Origin of the sequence: Clostridium boliviensis (assembly GCF_033342255.1) — a bacterium.
GTDB classification, from domain to species: domain Bacteria; phylum Bacillota; class Clostridia; order Lachnospirales; family Lachnospiraceae; genus Lacrimispora; species Lacrimispora boliviensis.
Genome location: NZ_JAWONS010000099.1, coordinates 267,741 through 292,744, shown reverse-complemented (window position 1 = coordinate 292,744; position 25,004 = coordinate 267,741). Strand labels below are relative to the sequence as shown.

The following is a 25,004-nucleotide window of genomic DNA, read 5'->3' as shown; positions in this document are numbered from 1 at the left end:
ATTGTTCTTCTCTCCTTTTTTAAATTCGTATATACGAATTGACTTCATATTTACGATTCCTATACTTGAAATATTAATCGCTTAAAGGCATTTTGTCAATAAGTATTCCTCATATTTTTCCAAGAAAGCCTAATAATCTGGAAACCTCCATTCCCTTCTTTGAAACCAGCTTTCCAAGTGCATCATAATCCTCAGCCGGCTTATATAAGCTGGAGATGCTGATTGCTCCCAGCACATTGCCATCCCGGTCAAAGACCGGAGCTCCCACGCACTGCATATGCTCTTCCATCTCTCTTGCATCAAAAGCGTATCCTCTTTCCCTGACCTTTTCCAGTTCAGCAAGAAGGCCTTCTCTGTTTTCAATGGTACGTTCTGTAAACCGGTTAAACCGTATGCGGCCAATGATCTGATCTGCGTTCTCCTCATCGCTGTAAGCAAGAATCACCTTTCCTAAAGAAGTACAGTACATAGGATTTTTTGATCCGACCGTGGCAGTTGTAATAATAGGATTCTCCGGTTCGAACTTACATATGTATACAACATGGTGATCCGATGGAATTCCAAAAAAAACAGTTTTTCCCACTTCCTTTGAAAATGCCTTGAGAACCGGCTCGATCGTTCCGATAAAATTAAGATTATTGGTATAATTGACTCCGATCCGGTATGCCATCAGACCGATGGTATAATTCTGCTTCTGCCCCCGTGTCACATTGACCATGCCCATCTCTCCCAGAGTGGTGATAATATCATAGGCGCTGGTCTTCGGCAGATCCAGCTTCTGGCAGATATCATCTAACGTTGCGCCTTCCGGTGTCTTCGAAATAAGCTTCAGGATTTCTACTGTACGTTGTGTAGTTCTGTTAAGTTTCATGGTATAGCCTCCGTTTCTAGGCTCTAGTATACTCCCGGGGTCCACAAAAAATCAAGATTATTTTACCATATATGAAGTATTTGTAAGTGTTTACAGGATTATACGGATATTTTATAATATTTAGCAAAAAAGACAAATGGGGGATTGTAATATATATCATAATTATGTATAATAACCTAGGAATGTAAATACTTACAATTACGGAGGGGATGCTTTTGAATATATACGATGTTTCCGAACATGCTCATGTTTCCATCGCTACCGTCTCCCGTGTTATTAACGGGAATCCCAATGTCAGTGACAAAACCAGAAAACGGGTTCTTGCTGTCATGGATGAACTTGGTTATACACCGAATGTGTTCGCCAGAAGTCTGGGACTTAACACCATGAAAACCATTGGAATCATGTGCGCAGATTCCTCTGATCCATGGCTTGCTGAGGCTGTCTATTATCTGGAAAAGCAATTGAGAAGCAGCGGCTATGATTCCATCTTATGCTGCAGCGGCTATCTTCCTGAAACCAAAAAGAAGTATCTGGAGCTTTTGCGTTCCAAACGTGTGGATGCCATTATTCTTGCCGGCTCCCATTATGTGGAGGCCAGGGACAGGGACAATGCCTATCTTTTAGAAGCCGCAAGAGATATTCCCATTATGCTGGTCAACGGCTGTCTGGAAGGCGGACAGATTTACAGTACGGTCTGTGACGACCAGGCTGCTGTTTATTCTGCTGCAGCAAAACTTTATAAATCCGGCCGGTCTGCACTGTTATATCTTTATTCCGGCACATCCTACAGCAATTTATGTAAGCTTTCAGGATACCGGCAGGCTACCTCTTCTGCCAATCTTCCGGTAAAGGACGAACTCATGGTTCTCTGCTCCAAAGACCCGGATCTTGCCATGAAACAGCTTAAGGAATTATCAGATTCCGGTATTAAGTTTGATTCTGTTTTGGCTGCTGAGGATATTTTGGCTGTTGGTGCGGTAAAATATGCAAATCAGACCGGTATTTCCATCCCCGAGGAATTAAGCATTATTGGATATAATAATTCCATATTATCCCGGTGCACAACGCCGGAAATCACTTCCGTGGACAACAAGGTGGAAGCGCTCTGCACCACTACCGTCAACACTTTGATGAGGGTGCTGGAAGGAGGCAATGTGCCTGCTAAAACTTCCATTACTCCGGAGCTGATCAAGCGAGGTACTACTAATTTTTAATCACATATATCTAAGGAGGACACTCTAATATGAAACAATTTATGGACAAAGACTTTTTACTGTCTACTCAGTCTGCAAAGGATCTCTATCACAATTATGCGGCAAAGATGCCAGTCGTTGACTATCACTGCCACATCAATCCACAGGAAATTTATGAAGACCGCAAATTTGATACCATCACTCAGGTATGGCTGGGCGGCGATCATTATAAATGGCGTCAGATGCGTTCCAACGGAGTAGAAGAAAAATACATTACCGGAGATGCCACTGACAGGGAAAAATTCCAGAAATGGGCAGAAACCATGCCAAAACTGATCGGTAACCCACTTTATCACTGGAGCCACTTAGAACTGCAGAGATATTTTGGCTACACCGGCTATTTAAACGGAGATACTGCAGAAGAAGTCTGGAATTTATGCAATGAAAAACTGCATCAGGATTCCATGAGTGTCCGTAATTTAATAAGACAGTCCAATGTGACTTTAATCTGTACAACGGATGATCCTGCTGATACGCTGGAATGGCATCAGAAGATTGCTTCGGATTCCTCTTTTGAGGTAAAGGTTCTTCCTGCATGGAGACCAGACAAGGCCATGAATGTTGAAAAACCTGATTTTGCCGCTTATATTACAAAGCTTTCTGCTGCAAGCAAGATGGAAATCAAGGATTTTGCATCTTTAAAGGCCGCTTTAAAGAACCGTATGGAATTCTTTTCCAGCCAGGGCTGCTGTGTATCTGACCATGCTCTTGAGTATGTTATGCATGTGCCTGCTGACGATGCAGAGCTTGATGCAATCTTCGCAAAAAGCATTTCCGGAAAAGCTGTTACAAAGGAAGAAGAACTGAAATACAAAACTGCATTTATGATCTTTGCAGCTAAGGAATACAACCGTATGGGATGGATTATGCAGCTTCATTACGGCTGTAAGAGAGATAATAATGCTCTTATGTTCGAAAAGCTAGGACCTGATACCGGATTTGACTGTATCAACAACTATGCTCCTTCTGCACAGATGGCTGATTATCTCAACGCATTAAGCGCTACAGATGAGGTTCCGAAAACTATCATCTATTCCTTAAACCCTAACGATAACGCTTCCATCGGAACAATCCTCGGCTGTTTCCAGAGCCAGTACCCTGGAAAGATCCAGCAGGGTTCAGCATGGTGGTTTAATGATAACAAAACCGGCATGACAGAGCAGATGACTTCTCTTGCTAACTTAGGATGTCTTGGAAACTTCATTGGTATGCTTACCGATTCCAGAAGCTTCTTATCTTATACCAGACACGAATATTTCCGCAGAATTCTCTGTGAACTGGTAGGCGGCTGGGTAGACAACGGAGAATATCCGGATGACCAGAAGGCATTAAAAGAGATTGTTGAAGGGATTTCTTACAACAATGCTATGAAATATTTCGGATTCTAATACAAGGCATTCATACACGGTGCCGCAAAGAACTGCTGATTTACAGCGTCTTTGCGGCACCTTTTTTCATTATATGATTATTGTTTTTCGTATTTCTGAGGAATCAAATATACATTTTCCTTCCCATTGCCATTGTCCGGCTGCTTTACTATCAAAAGATTATCCCCATAAGAAAGCATGACCCGAATACTGTATGTTTCATTTTCCAGATCGAAATTCTGAATCTCGAATTTTCCTGATTCTGTATCCAGCCTGTAGATTTCATTCGTATTTCTTTTATATAAGAACTCATGGGAACTGCCCGCGGAATCATTGGGTACGTACACAAGATCATTTTCGCATAGCAGAGCCTGATTATCCCCACCTGCAAAGCTGCATACAATGGTATTACTGGAATAATCCGTAATAGTGAAATAATTCTGAAACACAGAAAAAGAAGCTATTCCACTGGTTATTTCATGTTTTTTCAGGATCTCAGTTATTTCCGTTTCACTTATAGATGAAAAATTCCGGTCATATTTTACTATAAAGCACTTCCTGTCCGGATCAGAATCACTGATTTCTATGGCATATAAATATGTATTGTCACTTGCAATAGAAATGATACGGCGGGGCTGACTGGCTGCATTATGCATTTGGACCCGTTCCATTGTCTGACTGCTGTCCTGCATTTCTATAAACGATTGAAATGTCCCGTTTTCTGAAGAATCTCCCTGTAGGGATATCAGTTTGCCATCTACGACTGTTAAAGGAATCAGTTTTTGATAATATGTGTTTTTAGATACAGTGTACATGCGTTCTTCTGAGAAATTCACAACATACAGATCATTCTCCAATTCTGATCCCTGATATAAACTCATGTAAAAATACAGGGCATCATCTATAAATGCATTGCTCATCCCTTTTAACGCAAAATTACCGACTGTTAAAATCTTCTTATTGCTGCCATCCTGAAAATTATAAATATAGAAGGCTGTATCTGCATCACCAGTCTCCATATATAGCAATTTCGTTTCATAAAGATCAATATAGGTCCTTAATGCAAAATTATCAAAAGCCACATGGTAAGCAGGACTTACATGATTGGATTCAGTCTGGCAGCCTGACAAGGTTATGAGGCAAAGTATGATTACAGATACGATAACGCCTTTCAATTTTTGATATATCACATTCGTCTCTGACATAATCTGAAATTAGTACATAAATCCTATATTGACTTTATTATATGCCTTATAAAGCGTAGATGCAGATTTGGTATATGTCCAGGACTCACCGTACAGTCCGGAACCTGAATAACCAATCCAGGGATCTCCCAGTGCAAATGCAGATTTGTCACCTTTCGCTCCGTATACAGACATGAAATGCCCATTTGTGGAATAAAGCCATCCGTCGTTGGTTGAAAATGTTAATCCTATGATGGGAACCGCTTTGCCAGTTGATACTGAACTATATAATAATCTTGTCATCTCAGACTTCGATTCATTATATTTACCCACATATCTGTTCCGCCCCTGCTGTCTGTTGATATAGGTTACCATATCCGCAATATAAGAACCATTAACCGTAGTCCTGCATCCTCTCGCAATATCCGATTGATTCTGGTTGACACCAAGATAATTTAATGCCGCCTGAACTGATGCAGGTCCGCAATTATAGCTTGTCACCTGGCTATATACGGTATACCCGTTTAAATATTTCCAGGAAGACGCTGACTGGCGTAAGAGACTCTCACTCAGCATATCAGGTTCTTTAACACCGGATTTATCCTGGGGTCTTGCTAAACGTGCACCTTTTGGTGCTTTCATGGTATCCTGACTTAAGGGCATGGTTTCCCCAGTGACTGATACGGTTTTTGCTTCCATAAATTCTTTCCCTGAATTTCCCTGCCCTGCAAAGGAACTGCTATAGGCTGACAAAACCATGGTTACTGTGAGAAACATAACTGCTAACTTTTTCATATTGATTACCCTCCATTTTCTTTTGTATGTTCTTCCAGACTAATATACAACAAAATTCTGCAAAAAAACGCACTGTTGTTGAATATGGCAGTCTGGCTGTAATGAAATGCAATCAGACATAAAAAAGCTGCCGCAATAGCAGGTCATCTGCTTTTGCGACAGCTTTTCTCTTATATAATTACTTTAACCGGGCACTTAGCCGCACATTTACCGCAATTGGTACATTTCTCATAATCAATCACTGCAACGTTGTTGTCCATATGGATTGCATCAAATTCGCACTGCCTGATACACATGGTACAGCCGATACATCCGGTTTCACATTTTGCCTTTACATCTTTTCCCTTGTCATGGGAGTTGCACTGAACTAAATGCTCTGCCTTATACGGAACCAGATCAATTAAGTTGTTAGGACAGGAAGCCACACATTTTCCACAGGCAACGCATTTTTCCTTATCAACTATTGCAATTCCATCCACTACGTGAATGGCGTCAAACTCACAGGCTTTCACACAGGATCCATATCCCATACAGCCATAGACACATGCCTTTTCACCTGCTCCGGGAACAACTGATATCTTCCGGCAATCATCAATTCCATAATAATTGTACTGAACTTTTGTCTTATCACAGGTACCCTTACATTTAACAAAAGCAACCTTTTTATCTGCAGTACCGGCAGAAACGCCCATAATTTCGCCAATCTTTTCTGTAACGGACGCGCCGCCTACGGGGCAGGCACCAACATCAGCCTGACCTGCAGCAATGGCTTTTGCCAAAGCGTCACAACCTGCATAGCCACATCCGCCGCAGTTGTTTCCAGGCAGCTCATTTCTGACCAGGATTTCTCTTTCGTCCACTTCAACTTTAAATTTCTCGCTGGCAATGCCGAGGAATATACCAATCAGAATACCGATAATGCCTACAACGGCTGCCGCAATTAAAATTCCTGTTATCATATTCTTTCGTCTCCTCCTTCTAAATTAATCCGGAAAATCCGAAAAATGCAATTGCCATCAGGCCAGAGGTAATCAGAACAATCGGTGATCCCTTAAAGGAATGAGGAACGTCATTATATTCGATTCTTTCACGGACACCAGCCAGCATAACGATGGCAATGGTGAAGCCAATAGAAGTACCCACACCGTTTACAACACTTTCCAGAATATTAAAGCTTTTCTGAACATTAGTCAGGGCTACACCAAGCACTGCACAGTTAGTTGTAATCAGCGGAAGGTATACACCCAATGCCTCATAAAGTGCAGGAATGGATTTTTTTAAAAACATTTCTACAAACTGTACCAGTGCTGCAATTACAAGAATGAATACGATGGTCTGTAAAAATTCCAGATGAAGATTGTATAGTACACCCTTATAAATGATACTGGTAACAAATGATGCGATAGTAATAACAAAGATAACAGCCGCGCCCATGCCGGCAGAAGTTTTCACATTTTTGGAAACTCCAAGGAATGGACAAAGGCCGAGAAACTGGCTGAGCACTACGTTGTTAACCAGTGCGGAGCCTATGGCAATTATTAATAACTCTTTCATCGATCCACTCTCCTATTCGTCTTTCTTGGAAGTTGCAGCATTTAACTCTGCTTCTTTTCTGGCTACTTCTGCTTTTTTAGCTGCAAGTGCTCCTTCTTCTGCCTGTCTCGTTCTGGTTTCTAAAACCTCATGATTTGACATACAGGAAGAACCGGAGCACGACATACAATTGCCTCCGCAGGCTAACTTAGACGGCGGAACGGAACCATTGGTTGCGGAAGGTGCTTTAAACTTATTCTGCAGAGCAGTTAAAATCGAAAGCACAAAGAACGCACCGGGTGCCAGGACAAAAGAAGCGATGTGGTAGCTCTCCGGAATGAATTTAAATCCAAATACTGCACCGGAACCTAAGATCTCACGAACCAGACCGATACAGGTTAATGCGATGGTAAAACCAAGGCCCATACCAATTCCGTCAAAGGTGGAGATCATTACGCCGTTTTTGGAAGCATAGGATTCCGCACGGCCTAAAATAATGCAGTTAACAACGATCAACGGAATATAGATTCCAAGTGCAGAATACAGACTGGGTACATAGGCCTGTAAAAGCAGCTGCACAATCGTAACAAGGGTAGCCACGATAACGATATAAGCCGGAATTCTCACACGGTCCGGAATAATCTTACGCATGGCAGAAATAATCATATTGGAAAATAACAGTACCAACGTCGTGGAAAGTCCCATACCTGCTCCGTTTATCGCAGATGTGGTAACAGCCAGTGTCGGACACATACCGAGCATCAGCACGAAGGTCGGATTCTCTTTTACGATACCGTTAAATAAACGTTCTGTACATTTGTTGTTCATCTTCCCACCTCCTACTGATTTATATAGTGATGCACATAATACAATGCTGCATTAACTGCATTGGTTGTTGCACTTGATGTAATGGTAGCACCGCTGATTGCATTGATCTCAGCGTCACCTGCATTGCCGGACTTGGTAACTGTAAGTGACTCTGCAGTCTTTCCGGTATACTGATCTTTAAATGCCGGTTCTTTTGCCTTCAGGCCTAAGCCCGGAGTATCGCTGATTGCAAGAAACTCAATACCGCTTATACTTCCATCTGCTTTGATTCCTACAGAAAGCTCTACAGTACCGCCATAGCTGTCATCTGAATGGGAAGTGATAACATAGCCAAGCAGCGTGCCGCTTCCATCTACAGCCTGAAGCGCATTGTTTACGCCTACATTGCCAAAGTTCTGTGCCGGCAGTTCTGTATTGCAGGTTTCAATCGCAGCCTTCATCTGATCGTCAGATTTAAAATCCGCCGCTTCCGGAAATACCGCTTTGTATGCCTCATTGTTAGCAGCAATCGTTGCTTTTTCAATGGGTGCTTTTGTAATCTGATAAGCGCCTCCTAAAAGGAAACCGGAAACCAGGGTAATAGCAAATAAAACCAATGCGTCTTTCATAAATCCGCCACTTTTCATCTACTTGCCCTCCTTTCCAAATGCTTTTGGAAGAGAGATCTTCTCGATTAAAGGAACCAGAATATTGCTGATGATGATCGCATAAGAAACTCCCTCTGCTGAACCTCCGAAAAGACGGAACAGACCGGTAAGTACACCCAGAAGAATTCCAAAGTAGATCTGGCCCTTTGGGGTAACAGGGCTGGTAACATAATCAGTTGCCATAAAGAACGCACCAAATATAATACCGCCGCCGCATAAGTGAGTCAGCACATACATCAGATCATGCTGGCCAAATATAAAGATAAACACAGAAAATGTAATTAAATATGCTGCCGGAATCCGGATTGAAATTACTTTTCTCACGATTAAATATGCTGCACCAATCAGAAGTGCAATAACGGAAACCTCACCAATCGTACCAGGAATCCTTCCGATAAACATAGCTGTCACATCTACTGCATTGCCTGCTTTAAACGCTGCAAGAGGAGTAGGGCTTACGACCGCGTCATTGTATGTAAACGTGGTCATGGGACCTGCAAAAGAAATCAGAAGAAAACATCTTGCCGCAAGCGCAGGGTTCATAAAGTTCTGTCCCAGTCCGCCATAAAGCTGTTTTACAACGATAATTGCAAATACACCGCCTAAAAATGCCATCCACAGAGGTAATGCCGGAGGCATGTTAAGCCCAAGAATCATTCCTGTTACAAGAGCACTTCCGTCACTGACAGTGATCGGTTTTCCCATCAGGGATTCAAATACATATTCACTTAATACACAGGATAAAATGCTGACAAGCAGAACCAGTGCAGCTTTTATTCCAAACTGATATACACCATACGCAGTTGCCGGGATCATGGCGATTGCAACATCCAGCATTAAATTCTGTGATGTTACCTGATCCCTGACATGAGGTGATGATGATACGTTTAATAATTTACTCATGTTCACCCTCCTACGCTTTCTTTCTGCTTGCAATGACTGCTTTACGCATCTCTTTAAATGCCTGGGTTAAAGGCAGTTTCGCCGGACAGGCATACGCACAGCAGCCGCATTCGCAGCATTCCATACCATCTAATTTTACAAATGTATCTATGTCAGATCTTACAGCTGCCTGCATCATCATCTGGGGAATAACGCGGCTGGGGCATACATTTACACATCTGCCGCAGCGGATACAGGCTGTTGGTGCATTCATTGCAACTTCATCCTTTGACATACAGGTAAGTGCAGAGGAAGTTTTGGTAACCGGGATATTCATATTGAACAGCGCCTGGCCCATCATGGGTCCTCCTGAAATCACTTTCTCCGGTTCTGTCTTAAATCCGCCGGAAGCCTCTAAAAGTTCTGAATAATTGGTTCCTGTCCTTACATTATAATTCTGTGGATTTGCAATGGCATCTCCGGTAACCGTGATAATTCTTCTGATTAACGGGGTTGACTTTGCAACTGCATAATAAATAGAAATAACCGTATCTATGTTATTCACGATACAGCCTGCATCAGCAGGAAGCATGGAGGAGTTAATCTTTCTTCCTGTCACCGCATAGATCAGGGAACGCTCTCCGCCCTGAGGATATTTTGTCTTTAATGGACAAACCGTAATTCTCGGTTCATCTTTTACAAGCTCCGTCATCAGTCTGATCGCTTCCGGTTTATTGTTTTCTATACCGATTACTCCCTTTGCATTATCAAACAGCTGAAGAATAATATTCAGACCTTTCACAATGCTTTCCGGCTCTTCTAACATCATCCGGTAATCAGAAGTCAGATAAGGTTCACATTCCGCTGCATTTACAATGATGGTATCAATCTTTGTTTCATCCTTTGGTGTCAGCTTTACGTGCGTGGGGAATCCAGCACCGCCAAGACCAACAATTCCAGCTTCTTTTACAATATCGCGGATCTCTTCTTTTGACAGGGATTTTGGATCCCGCTCTTTTCCAAATCCTTCCATCTCCTGATATTTTCCGTCGTTTTCAATAATAATGGACATCACCATGGAGCCATTGGCAACCATTCTTGGTTCAATGGTTTTTACTGTTCCTGATACGGAACTAATAACACAGGCTGAAATAAAACCGCCTGGCTCTCCGATCTTCTGACCAACTAATACCTGATCACCTGCTGCCACCAGAGGCTTTGCAGGAGCACCGATATGCTGGGACAGCGGGAACACCATCTCGCCTTTTGGCTGCAGTACCTGCACAGGTTTATTCTCCGACAATTCCTTTCCCTCATAAGGGTGAATGCCGCCTTTAAATGTAGCCAAACCCATTAGACTAACCCTCTTTCTCTACAATTCTTTATCTCTCCCGACAAAATCAACTTATTTTGTCACCGGAAACAGTATAACACACTCTTCAGGGCGAAACAATGCGTAATTACATATTGTATACTGTGTTCTTAATGTAAAACTTTCCATTTGTGATAGAAATGTCCTGGTGAAAGTTTGAAATTATTGTTAATTTTCAAACAATCACATTTTAAAACAGCGCACTTTGTTTTTGCAAAAAAACAATCATTTCCTTTTGTATCCATTTAAAAACAAAATAATCAAGTTTTAGGTTATTTGTTTTTATTTTTATACAGTTTGCATTGTGAATTTTTTGTTAAATTTTATCCTTTGTTAGAAAATTAACTTTCTTATTCATAAATTTTATTCATTAATAAACCCACTTATTTATTAAAAAAAATAATAATAAAACAGGAGCATCCAGCATGCCAGTAATGAAAATTTCTCCCCATTACAAGCTTTGCCCAATGCTCCCAGACTGATACCAGCGGATAAAACAATGGATCAATCCAACTCCGCTGCTCCTGTATGAAGCTGATAATACCGGCCTTTCTGTTTTACCAGATCCTCATGATCTCCCCGTTCAATAATTTCCCCGTTTTCCAGCACCATAATGGCATCGGCATTCCTTACCGTTGACAGGCGGTGGGCGATTACAAAAGTGGTCCGGTTGGTCATGAGACGATCCATACCCCTTTCTATATGTTTCTCCGTTCTTGTATCCACGGAACTTGTCGCTTCGTCAAGAATTAAAATGGGTGCTTTGGAAATAGCGGCTCTGGCTATATTAATAAGCTGTCTCTGCCCCTGGCTTAAATTGGCCCCATCTCCTTCCAGAACTGTCTGAAATCCGTCATGCAGTCTCATGATAAAGGAGTAGGCAGAAGCAGTTTTAGCCGCCTCAATCACTTCCTCATCTGTGGCATCCAGTCTGCCGTAGCGAATATTTTCCATTACAGTTCCTGTAAACAAATGGGTGTCCTGGAGCACCATGGCGATGTTTTTCCGGAGATTTTCCCTTTTGATATCGTGTATGTTTACACCGTCAATGATTATTTCTCCACCCTGTATATCATAAAAGCGGTTGAGTAAATTGGTGATTGTTGTTTTACCAGCTCCGGTTGAGCCTACAAAAGCAATTTTCTGTCCTGGCTTTGCATAGAGACTGATATCATTTAAAATCACCTTATCCGGATTATAACCAAATGTCACATTCTTTAATTCCACAAATCCCTTCATAGGCTCCAACTGTATGGAATCTTCCCTGTCTGCAGGCTCTGGGACCTCATCCATAATTGCAAATACCCGCTCTGCTCCGGCAAGTGCGGAGAAAACATTGCTGATCTGCATGGAGATCTCATTGATGGGACGGCTGAATTGTCTGGAAAAGTTTAAAAATACAGTGAGTCCTCCTACATCAAATCCTTTTAGCACACACAAAAGAGCGCCGATGCAGGCAGTTAATATATAATTTAACTGACTTAAGTTAAACATAACAGGCATCATGACACCGCCAAAAAACTGGGCATGTATCATGTTATTTTTTAAATCCTCGTTGAGAATACCAAATTCCTCTTCTGCATCCTGTTCATGACAGAATACCTTTACTACCTTCTGCCCGCTGATTGTCTCTTCAATATATCCATTTACTGCTCCCAGAGAGCTTTGCTGGGCAGAAAAGTATTTCTGGCTTCTTGAAGCAATCATTCCGGCTGCCTTTATCATAACCGGTATCAGCGCCAGTGTCACCAGAGCCAGCCAGATATTGGTATAGATCATAAGTGCCAGCGTTCCAATAATGCTCAGTGCTCCTGAGAAGAGCTGGATCAGTGTGTTGCTCAGCATCTGGCCGATGGTATCTACGTCATTGCTGAAGCGGCTCATTAAATCTCCGGTATTATTAGTATCATAAAAACGAACCGAGAGAGTCTGCATCTTTTTAAACAGTTCATCTCTTATCTTTTGGAGCGCATTCTGAGCGACTGAAATCATAATCCTGGACTGGATATAGTTAGCCAGTACTCCCACCAGAAAGACACATGCCATAACAGCGAGTCCTTTTGCAAGACCTGCCACATCTCCCCTGCTTCTGTCTAACGGTGCAATAAACTGGTTGATAATGGGACGCAGCATATAAGCACCACCTAAATTAGACAGTGTACCTATGATTACACAGACGAGTGCAATTACCATTTGGGCTCTGTATTCTTTTAAATAAGCCAGTAAACGTCTGGCGATAAGGCCGGCATTCTTTGGGGTGCCTTTTTTCATGCTTCTTCCATGCCTCCCCCCGCCCATTCCCCCACCGCTTTTAAGCGTCTTGGCAGACCGGCCGTATCGCCGCTTCAGGCTTTCTATCTTCTTTTGTTCTTCCATCAGGCACCGGCCTCCTTTTTCCGTTCTTTCTGTGAATAATAAATCTCCTGATAGGCTTCGCAGGTTTCCATCAGTTCCTCATGATTTCCCATACCTGCAATTTTCCCTTCATCCAGAACAATTATTTTATCCGCATATTCCACAGAACCGATTCTCTGGGCAATAATAAACTTTGTTGTATCTTTCAGGGTCGTTGCAAAGCTCTGTCTGATTTTTGCTTCTGTCGCTGTATCCACTGCAGAAGTACTGTCATCAAGAATCAGAATTTTAGGTTTCTTTAACAAAGTCCTTGCGATACACAGCCTTTGCTTCTGACCTCCGGAAACGTTAGATCCTCCCTGTCCCAGATCTGTATCGTATCCATCTTTAAAGCCCGATACGAAACCATGGGCCTGGGCGCTTTGCGACATGAGAATTATTTCATCCATATCCGCGTTTTCATTTCCCCACCGGAGATTTTCCTCAATTGTTCCCGAAAAAAGAACATTTTTCTGAAGCACCATACCCACGCTCTCTCTTAAATTTTTCAGCAAATAGTCTTTTACATTAATTCCGTCTACCAGCACTTCTCCCTCATCTGCATCGTAAAGACGGGGAATCAGCTGTACCATTGAGGTCTTACCACTTCCGGTCGCGCCGATGATGCCGATGGTCTCTCCCGGATTTGCGGTGAAGTTTATGTGATCCAAAACCAGTTCCTCTGTCTCTTTTTCATATCGGAAGCACACATTGCGAAACTCCACTTTTCCAGCAGTAATCTGTGCAGATTTTTCTGCTGCCTGCTCATCGTTTAAGTCAATTTCCGTGTCTAAAACCTCTCTCACCCTCTTTAAAGAAGCCATGGCACGGGAGGCCTGTAAAAATACCATGGAAAGCATCATTAAGGACATCAGAATCTGAACAATATAGATGGTAAATGCGGTCAGATCACCTACAGGCATTCTGCCTGCAATAATCAAATTCCCCCCATACCATACAACGGCAATGGTGGTAATATTCATCATCAGCATCATTAATGGCATAGAAGTGATCACTACCTTCATTGCATTTAAACTGCCTTCTTTCAGATCCCGGTTCGTTTCCCGGAACTTTTCTTCCTCATGCTTTTCCCTTACAAAGGATTTAATCACTCTCACATTGGTCAATGCTTCCTGTACGCCGGAGTTTAAGCGGTCGATCTTCTTTTGCATGATCTCAAACCGGGGAAATGCGATTACAAGGATAATCCCGATCATAATGACCAGCACCGGAATAACCACAAGAAGAATGCTGACCAGATGCCGGTTCATTATAAATGCCATGATCAGTCCTCCTATGAGCAGACCCGGAGCCCGAAACATCATACGAAGTGTCAGCATGACTACGTTTTGAATCTGCTGAATATCATTGGTCAGTCTTGTTACAAGAGATCCTGTGCTGAAATCATCAATATTCTTAAATGAAAATTCCTGTACCTTATGAAAAATGTCCTTTCTTAAATCAGTACTGAAGCTGATGGATGCCTTGGCCGAATAATAAGCGGCTCCAATTCCTCCAACTACCATAATGACAGCAATGAATACCATAATCATGCCCATTTTAATAATGTAGGGATCATTCTTTTCCAATACTCCGTTATTGATGATCAGTGAAGTAAGCCTCGGCAGCAATATTTCTCCAAAAACTTCAGTGAGCATCAGAACGGGAGCCAGAATAAAGGCACTCAGATAAGGCCTTATATATTTCCAGTATCGTTTCAAGTTATTATTCCTCTCTTTCTTCCATATCCTTTTCTACAGGTATTTGAGATAAATTTTCATAAATACGGTCCAGTACCTGACCCATGTAATTAAGATCCTCATCGGAAAATCCCTGGAACATTTTGATTTCTACATTACGGAAATATTCCCTGCTTTTGCCTACCATATCCTTCCCTTTTTGTGTCAGGCAAAGCTGATTCATCCGATTATCCTCTTTGTCGACAATCCGGGTAATATAACCTGCTTTTTCCAGCTTCTTTACTGATACTGCTATGGTAGCAGTGGAAACATAAAGGAGTTTTGCTATCTCCTTTTGTGATACATTGGAATGTTCCGACAGCATCATCAGAATCTGATGCTGGCTGCGGTATACCCCTGTCTGCTTCCCCTGCTCATCTAAAATGCACCGGTGCATCTTCATGATTTTCATATATTTTATCATGACATTATGCATCTGTGAGTTCATACCCATTGATCCATCCGACCCAGATCGGTACATCGATCTCATTTTATGCCTCCTTTTTGTTAGCCTGCTAATAATTAGCTAATTAACTATATGGAATTATAACACCGCCTGCTCCTGCTGGCAATCCTATTTTTCATGGAATTCAGGCGGTTTTTAATATATTTTTGGTTGAAACAGCTAAAAAAGCTTTAACTGCTGCTGTTCATATTCCTGGTGCCGTTTTAAGGGAATCTGCCTCTCTGCCAGCATATACCTGAATGCTTCTTCATCCGATAACCAGTCCTTAATCTCGCTTTTTTCCAGTATTAACGGCATCCGGTCATGAACAGGTGCAACAAACGGATTAGCTTTCGTTGTCAGAATCACAAACTGGTCTTCCTCCTCCTGATTATAAAAACCAGCCAGAAACATGACAGGAAATCCTTCCCGGTAAAATGCCGCCTTCTCCTTGTTTTTGCTCCATTCATAAAATCCGCTGCAGGGAATGACTGCCCTGCGGCGGAGGATGCTCTCACGAAACATTGGTTTTTCCAGTACGCTTTCCGATCTGGCATTGAAAATCACACCTTTACTCTGAAAGCCAGGAAGTCCCCAGCGCTGCCAGGCAGGAACGACCTGACGGTCCTTCTCAACAAGAACCATGGCATGGCTGGAGGGATAAACATCCCCCGTAAGACTCTCTCTTTTTATTTTACTGTCGATTTCTCTTACCAGCTTTTCGATCTCCCTGGCTGTCTCATCGTCCACATAATACCTTCCGCACACGCTATTCTCCCTTTCTTATGCTTTGTTTGGTAATATCATAACCCATTTACAGGCTTCCATGTAAAATACAAGCTTAAATTCATGGCGGATTCCACCAATTACAGCTTCACACACATATTCCTTTGACGGGATTCCCGAATAATTTTTATTCTCACTGTGCCGTACCGTGATACCACTTACGGTCTGGATCTGCCCGTCATCACCTTCAAACTTAAAGCTTAGGGGTTTTAAGCTGCAGCTGGCTGTAAACCATGCCTTACAGGCTATATGATACATTTTACCTTTTAATTCTCCGCTGTCAATCGCCTCTGCGTTCATTCCGATTCCAAACGTGGACATCCTTCTCACTTCCTGTTTTTATAAAATAGTTTGTTTGCTGTAATCCACAGTCCTTTTTTCCCTGCTGATTCCTCCGCCCATATGATCCAGGCACCGGGCAGCTCCACTCTCCGGAGTTTTCAGAAAGGACGCCCTTATAATAGAATCATTGCCAAACCGTTTTCTGATCTGATCCACAGTCCGGTCAAACCGCTCCAGTTTCTCATAGTTTACCGTATCAAACAGCCCCAGCTGTCTTTCCTTCCCCTCCGTTATATGACTGGTATGGATTCCAAGGTGGCGGACCGGCAGCTCATCCCATGCTTCATCAAACACCCGGCAGGCTGTCTGAAAAATCTCTTCTGTGATATTGGTAGGAGCAGAAAGAATGACCTGATGGCTGTAATAGTGAAAATCCCAGTCCTTAATCCCCACCGATAAGACTCCTGCCCGGACATGATCCGATCTGAGCCTTGCAGCAAGAGTCTCTGCAAGGGACAAAAGCACCAGATGGGCATGCTCCCTGTCTGTTACATCAAAGGCGATGGTGGTACTGTTGCCGTATCCTTTGTTTGGCGGCGGCACAGGCTCTACTGCGGAAAAGTCCAGCCCATGGGCAAATCCCCATATCACCTCTCCCATCTTGCCAAGATGGCTCTTTATCAGGGCAGGATCCGTTCCTGCCAGATCTCCGATGGTTTTTATCCCCAGCTGGCCCAGCTTACGAAACGTAGCCCTTCCTACGAAAAACAGTTCACTGACTGGCAAAGGCCAGAGCTTTTCCCTGATCTCCCAGGTCCACAGCGTATGAACACGGTCCGGTTTCTTAAAATCCGATGCCATCTTGGCTAAAACCTTATTATCAGCAACACCAATATTAACGGTAAATCCCAGTTCCTCTCTGATTCTTTTCCCTATTTCCAGGGCTGCCTCCTGAGGCTCCCCGAAAAGTGCCTCCATCCCGGTCATGTCCATATATGCCTCATCAATGGAATACTGTTCGACCGCAGGAGAATACTCCTTCAGAATGCGGATAAAACTTTGCGACGACCGCTGATACAAATTGTAATTAGGCGGAACCAGCAAAAGCCCGGGGCATTTTTGTAATGCTTCCGTAACAGACTGTCCTGTGTGGATGCCGTACTTCTTTGCCGGGATGCTCTTTGCCAGAATGATTCCGTGGCGCATGGTTACATCTCCCCCCACTGCGGAGGGCACCTTCCGTAAATCCAGATTCCCTGAAAGATGCTTGAGCCGGTAGACAGCTTCCCAGCTTAAAAACGCCGAATTTACATCAACATGAAAAATAACCCGTTTCATACACTCACCTCTGAGTATATGATAACCGAATGTATGTTCGATTAATAGTGGAAATAAAAGGATGTATTTTTATCGGAATACATCCTTTTATTTCTCATTTAAAATACGCTTTGCCTCTGCTTCCGTAATGACCTCATAACAGTCAAATTCCGGGGCATCGGGATAAAAATATCCAAGAGACAGTCCCCGCCTGACCCATTCTCCGTCTTCGTAGCCAAAGAACTGCCTGCCTTCCTGTTTAATCACAGTATCCCTGTTTTCATAATCGGTTAATTTAAGAAACCTGATCTCATCCATGATCGTTCACCTTCTCTATGCCCTTCGGAATCTCCATAGAATCAGAAAGCTCAAACATCTGATCACCGAGTTCTATGTATTCCCTGCTGCTTACATCCCTCATCAGTCTCTGTTTTTTATACAGTTCGTGAATCTTCCCGCTCTTTACCGCAAAGCTCTCCGGTGTATGATACTGGAGCTCAAATGCCTGACCTTGTGGAGACCGCAGTATGGTATTGATTCCATTATAGGGATTTTGACTGTCAAGCCAGTAATTCTTAATTTCAACCGTATTATAACTCGAATTCCTATAGATCTCAATCATTTTTATTACTTTTTCCGAAAGCAGTTCCGGGGAGACCGTATACGTATACCTCAGTATATCTTTTATTTCGCACGCACGCCCCGTCTGGCTGTATTTCCGGTAGAATTTTTTGAAATAAGAGTTCATGGACTTGATGCGGCAGTTCGTACCGACCATGTCCACACCAGCCTGTTTTGCCACACTGATCACCTTCCCTGTAATGAAAGGCTCCCGTTTCAGCGCCTTTTTATACCAGATTATCCCTTTTATCCACGCTCCTAATACACTTTTTTCTCTCCGGACTGCTTTGAAGCAGCTATATGGTTCCCTCACCGGCAGACAATCCCGGCAGTATTTCCCCCTTTGCATGGTTCTGATTTTCCTTTAACTTTTTTATAGTACCATTCAGAATATGCTGCCTGCCCTTAAATTGTGTCTGTTTTTTGTATGATTGGATGTGAAAAGCGGAAGCCCGGTTATCTGGACTTCCGCTTTCCGTTTCATATTTCAGTAAGATCCGAAAAAGCAGTTTAACGTTCACACCTTTTATTCTATACGCTTAGGTATCTAAGTGTTCCTGACAGAAAAGAGCATTCTGCAGAGCCAAAAGTTTCACTACCCGTTCGCGTATTTTAATTATCTGATGGTACACTTTATTATATGGAATCCTGAGACAAGATGTGAACTGCCGGGGAATTCCTGCACCTACCCCTTTAAGCTTCCTTACTTTTAAAAATAATTCGGAAGATAGGGAAAAATACCCAGAATGAGATAGCAGAATTGATCAGCATGGTAATCACATCTGCCAGCGTCTCTCCGCCTGCTCCCATGTTCAGCCGGTTCATAAACAGGTCGTAGACCGGTGCCTTATAAAGTCCCTGTAAGGCGGCTGCACCAATGGTAATGATCACATATGCAATTACATACCACATAGCTGCCTTAAGAGCACTGTTATCTGCTTTAAATGTCACATTCCTCTGGAGGAAAAAATTAATCACCTGTGCAATGGCCATAGTAATCTCCACTGCCAGAAAATATGCAAGACCTCCGCCTCCTCCCTGGGAAAGCGTTCCTGCTGCATAATTGAAAATATAGTACGCAGATCCATCCAGATTAGAACCGACCCTGCCGATCTGAAAATTTGTATCTACAAGAGCCGTCATCTCAAACACATTCCGGAATACCGGCATTAAAACCATCTGAAGAACCGTAACTCCATTGGATACGATAAAAAATATTATAAATTGCGCCATTGCAGGATGTTTGCCGGCAAACGACTTCCATCCCTTTATAAAACCTGTCAGCATTTCATCACTCCAATCTATTTCCCGGACAGTCTTTTTTCATAAGCTTTATTCTCTTTTGCATTGGAAAAGAAGCCTCCAATCACCTGTTTCATTCCTTTTAAGAAATGTCCGTTAACAATAAGAACCATTCCCTGTGCCATTTCCATGCTCACAACTCCATTAGTCATCTTGGCAATTCCACGAAACGGCATGCTGTAAATAAAAAGAAGGTTCAAATCCGGTTTTCCTTTTGCTTCACTCCTGTTTTTTAATCCATTAAGGATTCGGTATACCAGCCTTGCCAGCCGGCTTTTTGCATAGTACATCTGGCAGAAAGCATCATTGATTTCCAGCTCTCCGCTCCACTTTCCACTGGGAATAGGGTGCCCCAGCAGTGATTCAAACTCATCTGAAGACACATCGGCAACCTTTCCTGAGTAATAGGATTTCATTTTTTCCGGTGTATAAGGCTGCACATCTGTGGTGCCCACAAGGGTAATGATTTCACTGAGTCTGATATCTTCTGCACTGGCTCCAATGGATATGGTGTAATCCCCGCTTTCTACTTCAAAGCGGTCTGTCCCTGTGTTCCAGTACCGAAAGGTCTTGTCGTCAAAGGAAATCTCAACTGTCCTGCTCTCACCTGCTTTTAAGGGAACCTTTATAAATCCTTTCAGCTCTTTCTCCGGCCGGAAAATCCTTCCCCCCGGTCCGCTCACATAGAGCTGTGCTACTTCTCTGCCGTCACGGCTGCCCTGATTGGTAATGGTAAAACGCACACCATTTTCGGACACCTGCAGATCGGAATACGAAAAAGTCGTATAAGATAATCCAAAGCCGAAAGGATAGCGGACGGCAATTCCTGCTGTGCTATAATATCGGTATCCCACAAAAATCCCTTCCCTGTATTCGGCACAGCGTTCTTTCCCGGGAAAGTACTGATATGACGGAGTATCGGAAAGCTCCATGGGATAACTCTCAGCCAAACGGCCGGAAGGATTGACCTCACCGGTTATGACACGCACCATGGCACTGGCTCCCGCCTGACCGCCTAAGTAACCGTGCAGGATGGATTTACAGCAGGACTGCCACGGCATTTCAATGACAGAGCCTGCACTCAGAACCCCGATAATATTGGGATTTACCCCAGCCAGTGCTTTCAGCAGACTGATCTGGCTGCCTGGTATTTCCAGATGGGACCGGTCCTGACCTTCTGATTCACTCAGCTCATCAAGTCCGAAGCAGTAAAGGACTGCATCGGCTTTTGCTGCCAGTGCAAGCGCCTCTTTTTTCAGTTCTTCATCCTCTTTCCCATTCCGTTTATATCCTTTGGAACATCCCACCAGATTAATTGGGGCATCCTTTATTACCGTTTCCATCGTCTCCAGGGATATGGGATTTACTATGGACGACCCCGCCCCCTGATAACGAGGTATAAATGCAAAATCTCCAATTACCGCAACGTTACAGCCAGAATCTAAGGGAAGCAGGTTATCGTCATTTTTAAGTAGAACAATACTTTCCTGGGACGCCTTCCTTGCCAGTTCATGATGAAGCTTTACGTCAAAGGATTTCTTTCCTTTTTTTTGACCGGCGGTAAGATCCAGTACAGCATCTAACAAATCATCCACACAGGAATCCAGCTCCTCTATGGTAAGTGTGCCATTTTCCACTGCAGCCAGTAATTCCCTTGCAGAACCAAGCCCCGGTGCCGGCATCTCCAGATTTGAGCCTGCCGCTACCCCTTTGACGTGGCTGTTAGAGCCGCCCCAGTCCGTAATGACGATTCCGTCAAACTTCCAGTCACTGCGCAGAATCTCCTGAAGAAGATGCTTATTTTCATTGGCATAAACCCCGTTCACGGCATTATAGCTGGACATAATGGCTTTTGCACCGCCTTCTTTTACTGCAATCTCAAAGGCTTCCAGATAGATTTCCCGAAGCGTCCGTTCATCCAGGACGGAATCCACTGACATACGGAGCCGTTCCTGGCTGTTAACTGCGAAATGCTTGGGGCAGGCATAGACTCCCTGGCTTTGAATTCCCCTGACATAGGCTGCTGCCATCTTTCCTGACAGAAGAGGATCTTCTGAAAAATACTCAAAATTTCTTCCGCAAAGAGGGCTCCTTTTAATGTTAAGTCCCGGTCCCAAAAGGACATTCACCTCCTGGCTGGAAGCTTCTTCCCCCAGGGCCCTTCCGATTTCCTCTGCAAGCTCTTCATCCCAGCTGTTCGCCACGGCCGCAGCCGTGGGAAAGCAGGTAGCCGGCAGAGATGCATTCAGACCCAGATGATCTCCTGCTCCGGCCTGTTTACGGACACCATGGGGACCATCCGCGCAAAATATGGAGTCAATTTCAAGCCGGTCAATATTCCTGGACTGCCAGACGTTCTTTCCGCTTAAGAAAGCCGCCTTTTCCTCCATAGTCATTTTTCGAATGATATCCTCATGCTTCATTATGCCATTCCTTCCTCTTTCAGTCGTTTTCTGTAGCTCTTTACGATCCTTACTTCTAAAAGAAGGAATCCTGCTGCCAGAATCACATCAATTATAATTGCAGCAATCTGCCACATCAGAAGACTTACATTTGCATTGTTTCCTTCATAGGCACGGCTGTTTACCACCGTATACATAATATTTTTACAGGACCTGCGCATGGCATTTATACTGGTAGCGCTGGTTTTGTCTTTTACATGGTTGGTTTCTGTATCATAGGCAACCAGCATGGCGTCGTTTCCATTGCGGATCTCCTGATCTGCATTCTGGAATCCATAGCCACCGAAATAATCGGTAAGAACAAAGCCCTGAAATCCCCATTCGTCACGAAGGACCTTGTTAAGCAGCGTATCATTGGCACCGGAATATACAGTTCCAATATAGTTAAAGGAAGACATAACTGCCTTCGCGTGCCCCTCTTTCACTGCAATCTCAAACGGTTTCAAATAGATCTCACGAATTGCCTGTTCATTGGACCATGTGCAAAGCATGCTCAGACGGTTGGTCTCCTGGTCATTTAATGCAAAATGTTTGATATAAGCATAAACTCCATGCTTTTCGGCACCTGCAACTGCTCTGGCAGCCATCTGTCCGGAAAGAACGCCATCCTCGGAATAATATTCAAAGTTACGGCCTGCAAATGCACTACGGTGAATATTCATAGCCGGTGCATACCAGCCGGATACAGCCATCTCATTTGCCATCTTACCGATTTCCTCACCAAATGCCTCCGCAATATCGTGGTTCCAGGTGCTGGCAATCATAACAGCCGACGGGAATCCAATGGAACCAGTCCCGGTAAAGTTGTTATTAATGGAAGCCGGACCGTCACAGTCAACTGTTCCCACTTTATTAACACTTTTTGCTTCCGAAGTCTGATATCCCCCAATTGCAGTCATAGTGTCCATTTCACTTACAGTCAGCTGGTCAAGGAGCTTCTCCCACTGGGCATCATCGTAGGAAAGTCCCCGCATGTCTGCTAGCTTCAGTCCGTTCTTCGCACCTGTTACCGGCATCTGATCGCTGTCATTGTTGTGTGCTGCAGGATCATAATTGCTGTTATTGATAAAGGTTTTCTTATATTTCTCCGGCATGCTCATATTTTTCGGAGCTGCCACAGCTTCTTCATAATTGGCAAATCCGTCTGCACGGGAGAGATATGTCAGTTCTCCGCCTGCAGCCTCAAACCGATTAACTGCCGCCGCCTTATCTGAAGTACGCGGCTGAGACTCATTGTATACCAAAGTGTCCGGAACGTTATAATTTTGTTCTGTAATGATATTGTGGGAATCAGAGCGAATGGATATTTTGTAATCACCGGATTCCAGTACATAGCAGCCATTGACGCCGCTGTCAAAGGAAGCCATATCTTCTGCCTTTATGGACATTGGAATGGTCTGGGATTCCCCGGGCTTTAAAATATTGGTCTTATCAAACGCAATGAGATTCGCTGAAGCTTTCTCAATCCCCTTGTTGGTATAGGGAGGATTGTAATAAACTTCCACTACATCCTTACCCGGTTTGTTTCCTATATTGGTTACAGTTACATCAAAGGAGATTGTTCCGTCTTTTTCCGTTAACGCCCCCATTTCCTGCTGGAAAGACGTATAGGATAATCCATAACCAAACGGATAGAGCACCTCTTTGTCATAATCAATCAGTCCCTCTGCAGACGCCGTCTCATAAAAACGATAGCCTGTATAAATTCCTTCTGTATAGTTTACAAAGCTTGGATAGGTATCCCCCCCTTTAGATGCTTTGCTTTTGAATTCCTCCATATTATCATAGGTAAAGCTGCCGAAGTTCTTAAAATTCGGTGCTTTAGTTAAATCCTCAATGAATGTATCACTGGTTTTTCCGGAAGGATTCACAGCTCCGCTTATAATTTCACCCAGACCTTCAAAACCGGACTGACCGGTACCAGGGCACCAGAGCGCGCCTTTAATCTGGCTGTAATCATTGACAAAGCCAAGCTCCATGGCATTGGCGCCATTGTATACTACAATTACGTTGTCAAAATTGGAACATACCAGATCCATCAGGTTTTTTTCTGTCCGGCTTAACTGCAGGTAATGCTCTCCCGGCTCAAAATCCTTATAATCTTTGGAATTATCGGTATAAGTAACCTTACTGACATCCGTGGGAAGATCAGCTCCCTCTCCGCCCACACGGGTGATGACAACCATTGCCGTGTCAGAAAAAGCTTTGGCATCTTCTATCATCTTGCTGCTGTAGGTATCCGCTGTCGGCTCCGGCAGTGTCCAGTCCTGTTCCCACATTCCAACACTTGGGCGGTCTGCACGGTATGCCGTATAGAAATCAGTCATACTGGTATTCAGTTTAAAACCGGCATCTGTAAGCCCCTGAAGCAGAGATATGGTCTCATAGGCGTCAGACAGCGAACCAGATCCTGTTCCTCCATAGCATGGGTTTGTGGAAGCCCATCCGAATACGTTTAAATTGGAGTCATTCTTCAATGGAAGAATGTCTGAGTCATTTTTCAGAAGAACAATTCCTTCCTCTGCGATCTCAGTACAAAGATCCGTTGCCTCGTCAGATGTCTCCTGTGAAATGGTTCCGCTGCCGGTTGCCAGTGAAATCAAATTAGACATAGGTCCCCAGCAAATTAAGTTAACGACCACAACAAAAGCCAGAAGTATAGCCATAAAGCTGTTTCTGCGGATCAGGTACTTTGTGGAACCCTCTCTTTTTCTGCACACCACCATAACGACTGCCGCAATTGCCACAATTACTGCAAAGCCGATGAGATACGGTACGCACAACCTGACGATATTTAACACATCATCCATATTAATCTGTAACATTTCTTTCATCCTCCTCCATGCATATTGCCAGTTACTGGCGTCCTTATATTTTAGCACAATTGCCGGACTGCGGACGGTCAGTTGCACAAACGGTTC

General features: G+C 43.5%; 23 protein-coding genes. 2 read left to right on the top strand and 21 right to left on the bottom strand.

What is annotated here, in order from left to right; translation table 11 throughout:
- Positions 1–109 precede the first annotated feature (109 nt).
- Complete coding sequence (locus RZO55_RS05060; protein WP_318063200.1) at positions 110–871, bottom strand: IclR family transcriptional regulator; 762 nt, start codon at positions 869–871, stop codon at positions 110–112.
- 215 nt (positions 872–1,086) lie between these two features.
- On the opposite strand from RZO55_RS05060, the gene RZO55_RS05055 reads away from it, so the two are divergent.
- The gene (locus RZO55_RS05055; protein ID WP_318063199.1) at positions 1,087–2,088 is read left to right on the top strand and encodes a LacI family DNA-binding transcriptional regulator; all 1,002 of its coding nucleotides are present in this window, start codon (positions 1,087–1,089) and stop codon (positions 2,086–2,088) included.
- Positions 2,089–2,117: 29 nt separating this feature from the next.
- Positions 2,118–3,515: a glucuronate isomerase gene (uxaC, locus tag RZO55_RS05050; protein ID WP_318063198.1), complete on the top strand. Its 1,398-nt coding sequence runs from the start codon at positions 2,118–2,120 to the stop codon at positions 3,513–3,515.
- A 77-nt stretch (positions 3,516–3,592) separates the two neighbouring features.
- On the opposite strand, the gene RZO55_RS05045 is transcribed toward uxaC, so the two are convergent.
- The 20 genes from RZO55_RS05045 to RZO55_RS04950 all read right to left on the bottom strand — a co-directional run bounded on the left by RZO55_RS05045 (position 3,593) and on the right by RZO55_RS04950 (position 24,908).
- Entirely contained in the window at positions 3,593–4,699 is a 1,107-nt protein-coding gene (locus RZO55_RS05045) for a hypothetical protein (RefSeq protein WP_318063197.1), read from the bottom strand.
- Positions 4,700–4,708: 9 nt separating this feature from the next.
- Positions 4,709–5,473 (bottom strand): C39 family peptidase, encoded by a 765-nt coding sequence (locus RZO55_RS05040; protein ID WP_318063196.1) that lies wholly within the window; start codon positions 5,471–5,473, stop codon positions 4,709–4,711.
- 170 nt (positions 5,474–5,643) lie between these two features.
- The gene (locus RZO55_RS05035; RefSeq protein ID WP_318063195.1) at positions 5,644–6,432 is read right to left on the bottom strand and encodes an RnfABCDGE type electron transport complex subunit B; all 789 of its coding nucleotides are present in this window, start codon (positions 6,430–6,432) and stop codon (positions 5,644–5,646) included.
- Between the two features lie 19 nt (positions 6,433–6,451).
- Positions 6,452–7,027, bottom strand: coding sequence for an electron transport complex subunit RsxA (gene rsxA / locus RZO55_RS05030; RefSeq protein WP_318063194.1), 576 nt, complete (start codon positions 7,025–7,027; stop codon positions 6,452–6,454).
- 12 nt (positions 7,028–7,039) lie between these two features.
- Complete coding sequence (locus RZO55_RS05025; protein WP_318063193.1) at positions 7,040–7,834, bottom strand: RnfABCDGE type electron transport complex subunit E; 795 nt, start codon at positions 7,832–7,834, stop codon at positions 7,040–7,042.
- An 11-nt stretch (positions 7,835–7,845) separates the two neighbouring features.
- Positions 7,846–8,460: an RnfABCDGE type electron transport complex subunit G gene (locus RZO55_RS05020; protein WP_318063192.1), complete on the bottom strand. Its 615-nt coding sequence runs from the start codon at positions 8,458–8,460 to the stop codon at positions 7,846–7,848.
- A complete protein-coding gene (locus tag RZO55_RS05015) occupies positions 8,461–9,384 on the bottom strand; it encodes an RnfABCDGE type electron transport complex subunit D (RefSeq protein ID WP_318063191.1) in 924 nt (307 codons plus the stop codon).
- A 10-nt stretch (positions 9,385–9,394) separates the two neighbouring features.
- Positions 9,395–10,717, bottom strand: coding sequence for an electron transport complex subunit RsxC (gene rsxC / locus RZO55_RS05010; protein ID WP_318063190.1), 1,323 nt, complete (start codon positions 10,715–10,717; stop codon positions 9,395–9,397).
- A gap of 522 nt (positions 10,718–11,239) precedes the next feature.
- Positions 11,240–13,111 (bottom strand): ABC transporter ATP-binding protein, encoded by a 1,872-nt coding sequence (locus RZO55_RS05005; protein WP_318063189.1) that lies wholly within the window; start codon positions 13,109–13,111, stop codon positions 11,240–11,242.
- On the bottom strand, positions 13,111–14,850 hold the full coding sequence (locus tag RZO55_RS05000; protein WP_318063188.1) for an ABC transporter ATP-binding protein: 1,740 nt from the start codon (positions 14,848–14,850) through the stop codon (positions 13,111–13,113). The genes RZO55_RS05005 and RZO55_RS05000 overlap by 1 nt, the downstream gene beginning before the upstream one ends.
- A gap of 4 nt (positions 14,851–14,854) precedes the next feature.
- The gene (locus tag RZO55_RS04995) at positions 14,855–15,358 is read right to left on the bottom strand and encodes a MarR family winged helix-turn-helix transcriptional regulator (RefSeq protein WP_336624256.1); all 504 of its coding nucleotides are present in this window, start codon (positions 15,356–15,358) and stop codon (positions 14,855–14,857) included.
- Between the two features lie 135 nt (positions 15,359–15,493).
- Complete coding sequence (locus tag RZO55_RS04990; RefSeq protein WP_318063187.1) at positions 15,494–16,081, bottom strand: SOS response-associated peptidase; 588 nt, start codon at positions 16,079–16,081, stop codon at positions 15,494–15,496.
- Positions 16,082–16,096: 15 nt separating this feature from the next.
- A complete protein-coding gene (locus tag RZO55_RS04985; RefSeq protein WP_318063186.1) occupies positions 16,097–16,420 on the bottom strand; it encodes a hypothetical protein in 324 nt (107 codons plus the stop codon).
- 18 nt (positions 16,421–16,438) lie between these two features.
- Positions 16,439–17,719, bottom strand: a complete 1,281-nt coding sequence (locus tag RZO55_RS04980) for a DNA polymerase Y family protein (RefSeq protein WP_318063185.1) — start codon at positions 17,717–17,719, stop codon at positions 16,439–16,441.
- A gap of 87 nt (positions 17,720–17,806) precedes the next feature.
- Positions 17,807–18,016 carry a hypothetical protein gene (locus tag RZO55_RS04975; protein ID WP_097006415.1) on the bottom strand — a complete coding sequence of 70 codons (210 nt, stop codon included), beginning with the start codon at positions 18,014–18,016 and terminating at the stop codon, positions 17,807–17,809.
- Positions 18,009–18,632, bottom strand: coding sequence for a hypothetical protein (locus RZO55_RS04970; protein WP_318063184.1), 624 nt, complete (start codon positions 18,630–18,632; stop codon positions 18,009–18,011). Before RZO55_RS04970 ends, RZO55_RS04975 begins: the two co-directional genes overlap by 8 nt.
- On the bottom strand, positions 18,616–18,840 hold the full coding sequence (locus RZO55_RS04965) for a hypothetical protein (protein ID WP_318063183.1): 225 nt from the start codon (positions 18,838–18,840) through the stop codon (positions 18,616–18,618). The genes RZO55_RS04970 and RZO55_RS04965 overlap by 17 nt, the downstream gene beginning before the upstream one ends.
- Before the next feature lie 172 nt (positions 18,841–19,012).
- Entirely contained in the window at positions 19,013–19,552 is a 540-nt protein-coding gene (locus RZO55_RS04960; protein WP_318063182.1) for a hypothetical protein, read from the bottom strand.
- Positions 19,553–19,620: 68 nt separating this feature from the next.
- The gene (locus RZO55_RS04955) at positions 19,621–22,044 is read right to left on the bottom strand and encodes a beta-glucosidase (protein ID WP_318063181.1); all 2,424 of its coding nucleotides are present in this window, start codon (positions 22,042–22,044) and stop codon (positions 19,621–19,623) included.
- Positions 22,044–24,908 (bottom strand): glycoside hydrolase family 3 C-terminal domain-containing protein, encoded by a 2,865-nt coding sequence (locus RZO55_RS04950; RefSeq protein WP_318063180.1) that lies wholly within the window; start codon positions 24,906–24,908, stop codon positions 22,044–22,046. Before RZO55_RS04950 ends, RZO55_RS04955 begins: the two co-directional genes overlap by 1 nt.
- Positions 24,909–25,004: the final 96 nt, after the last annotated feature.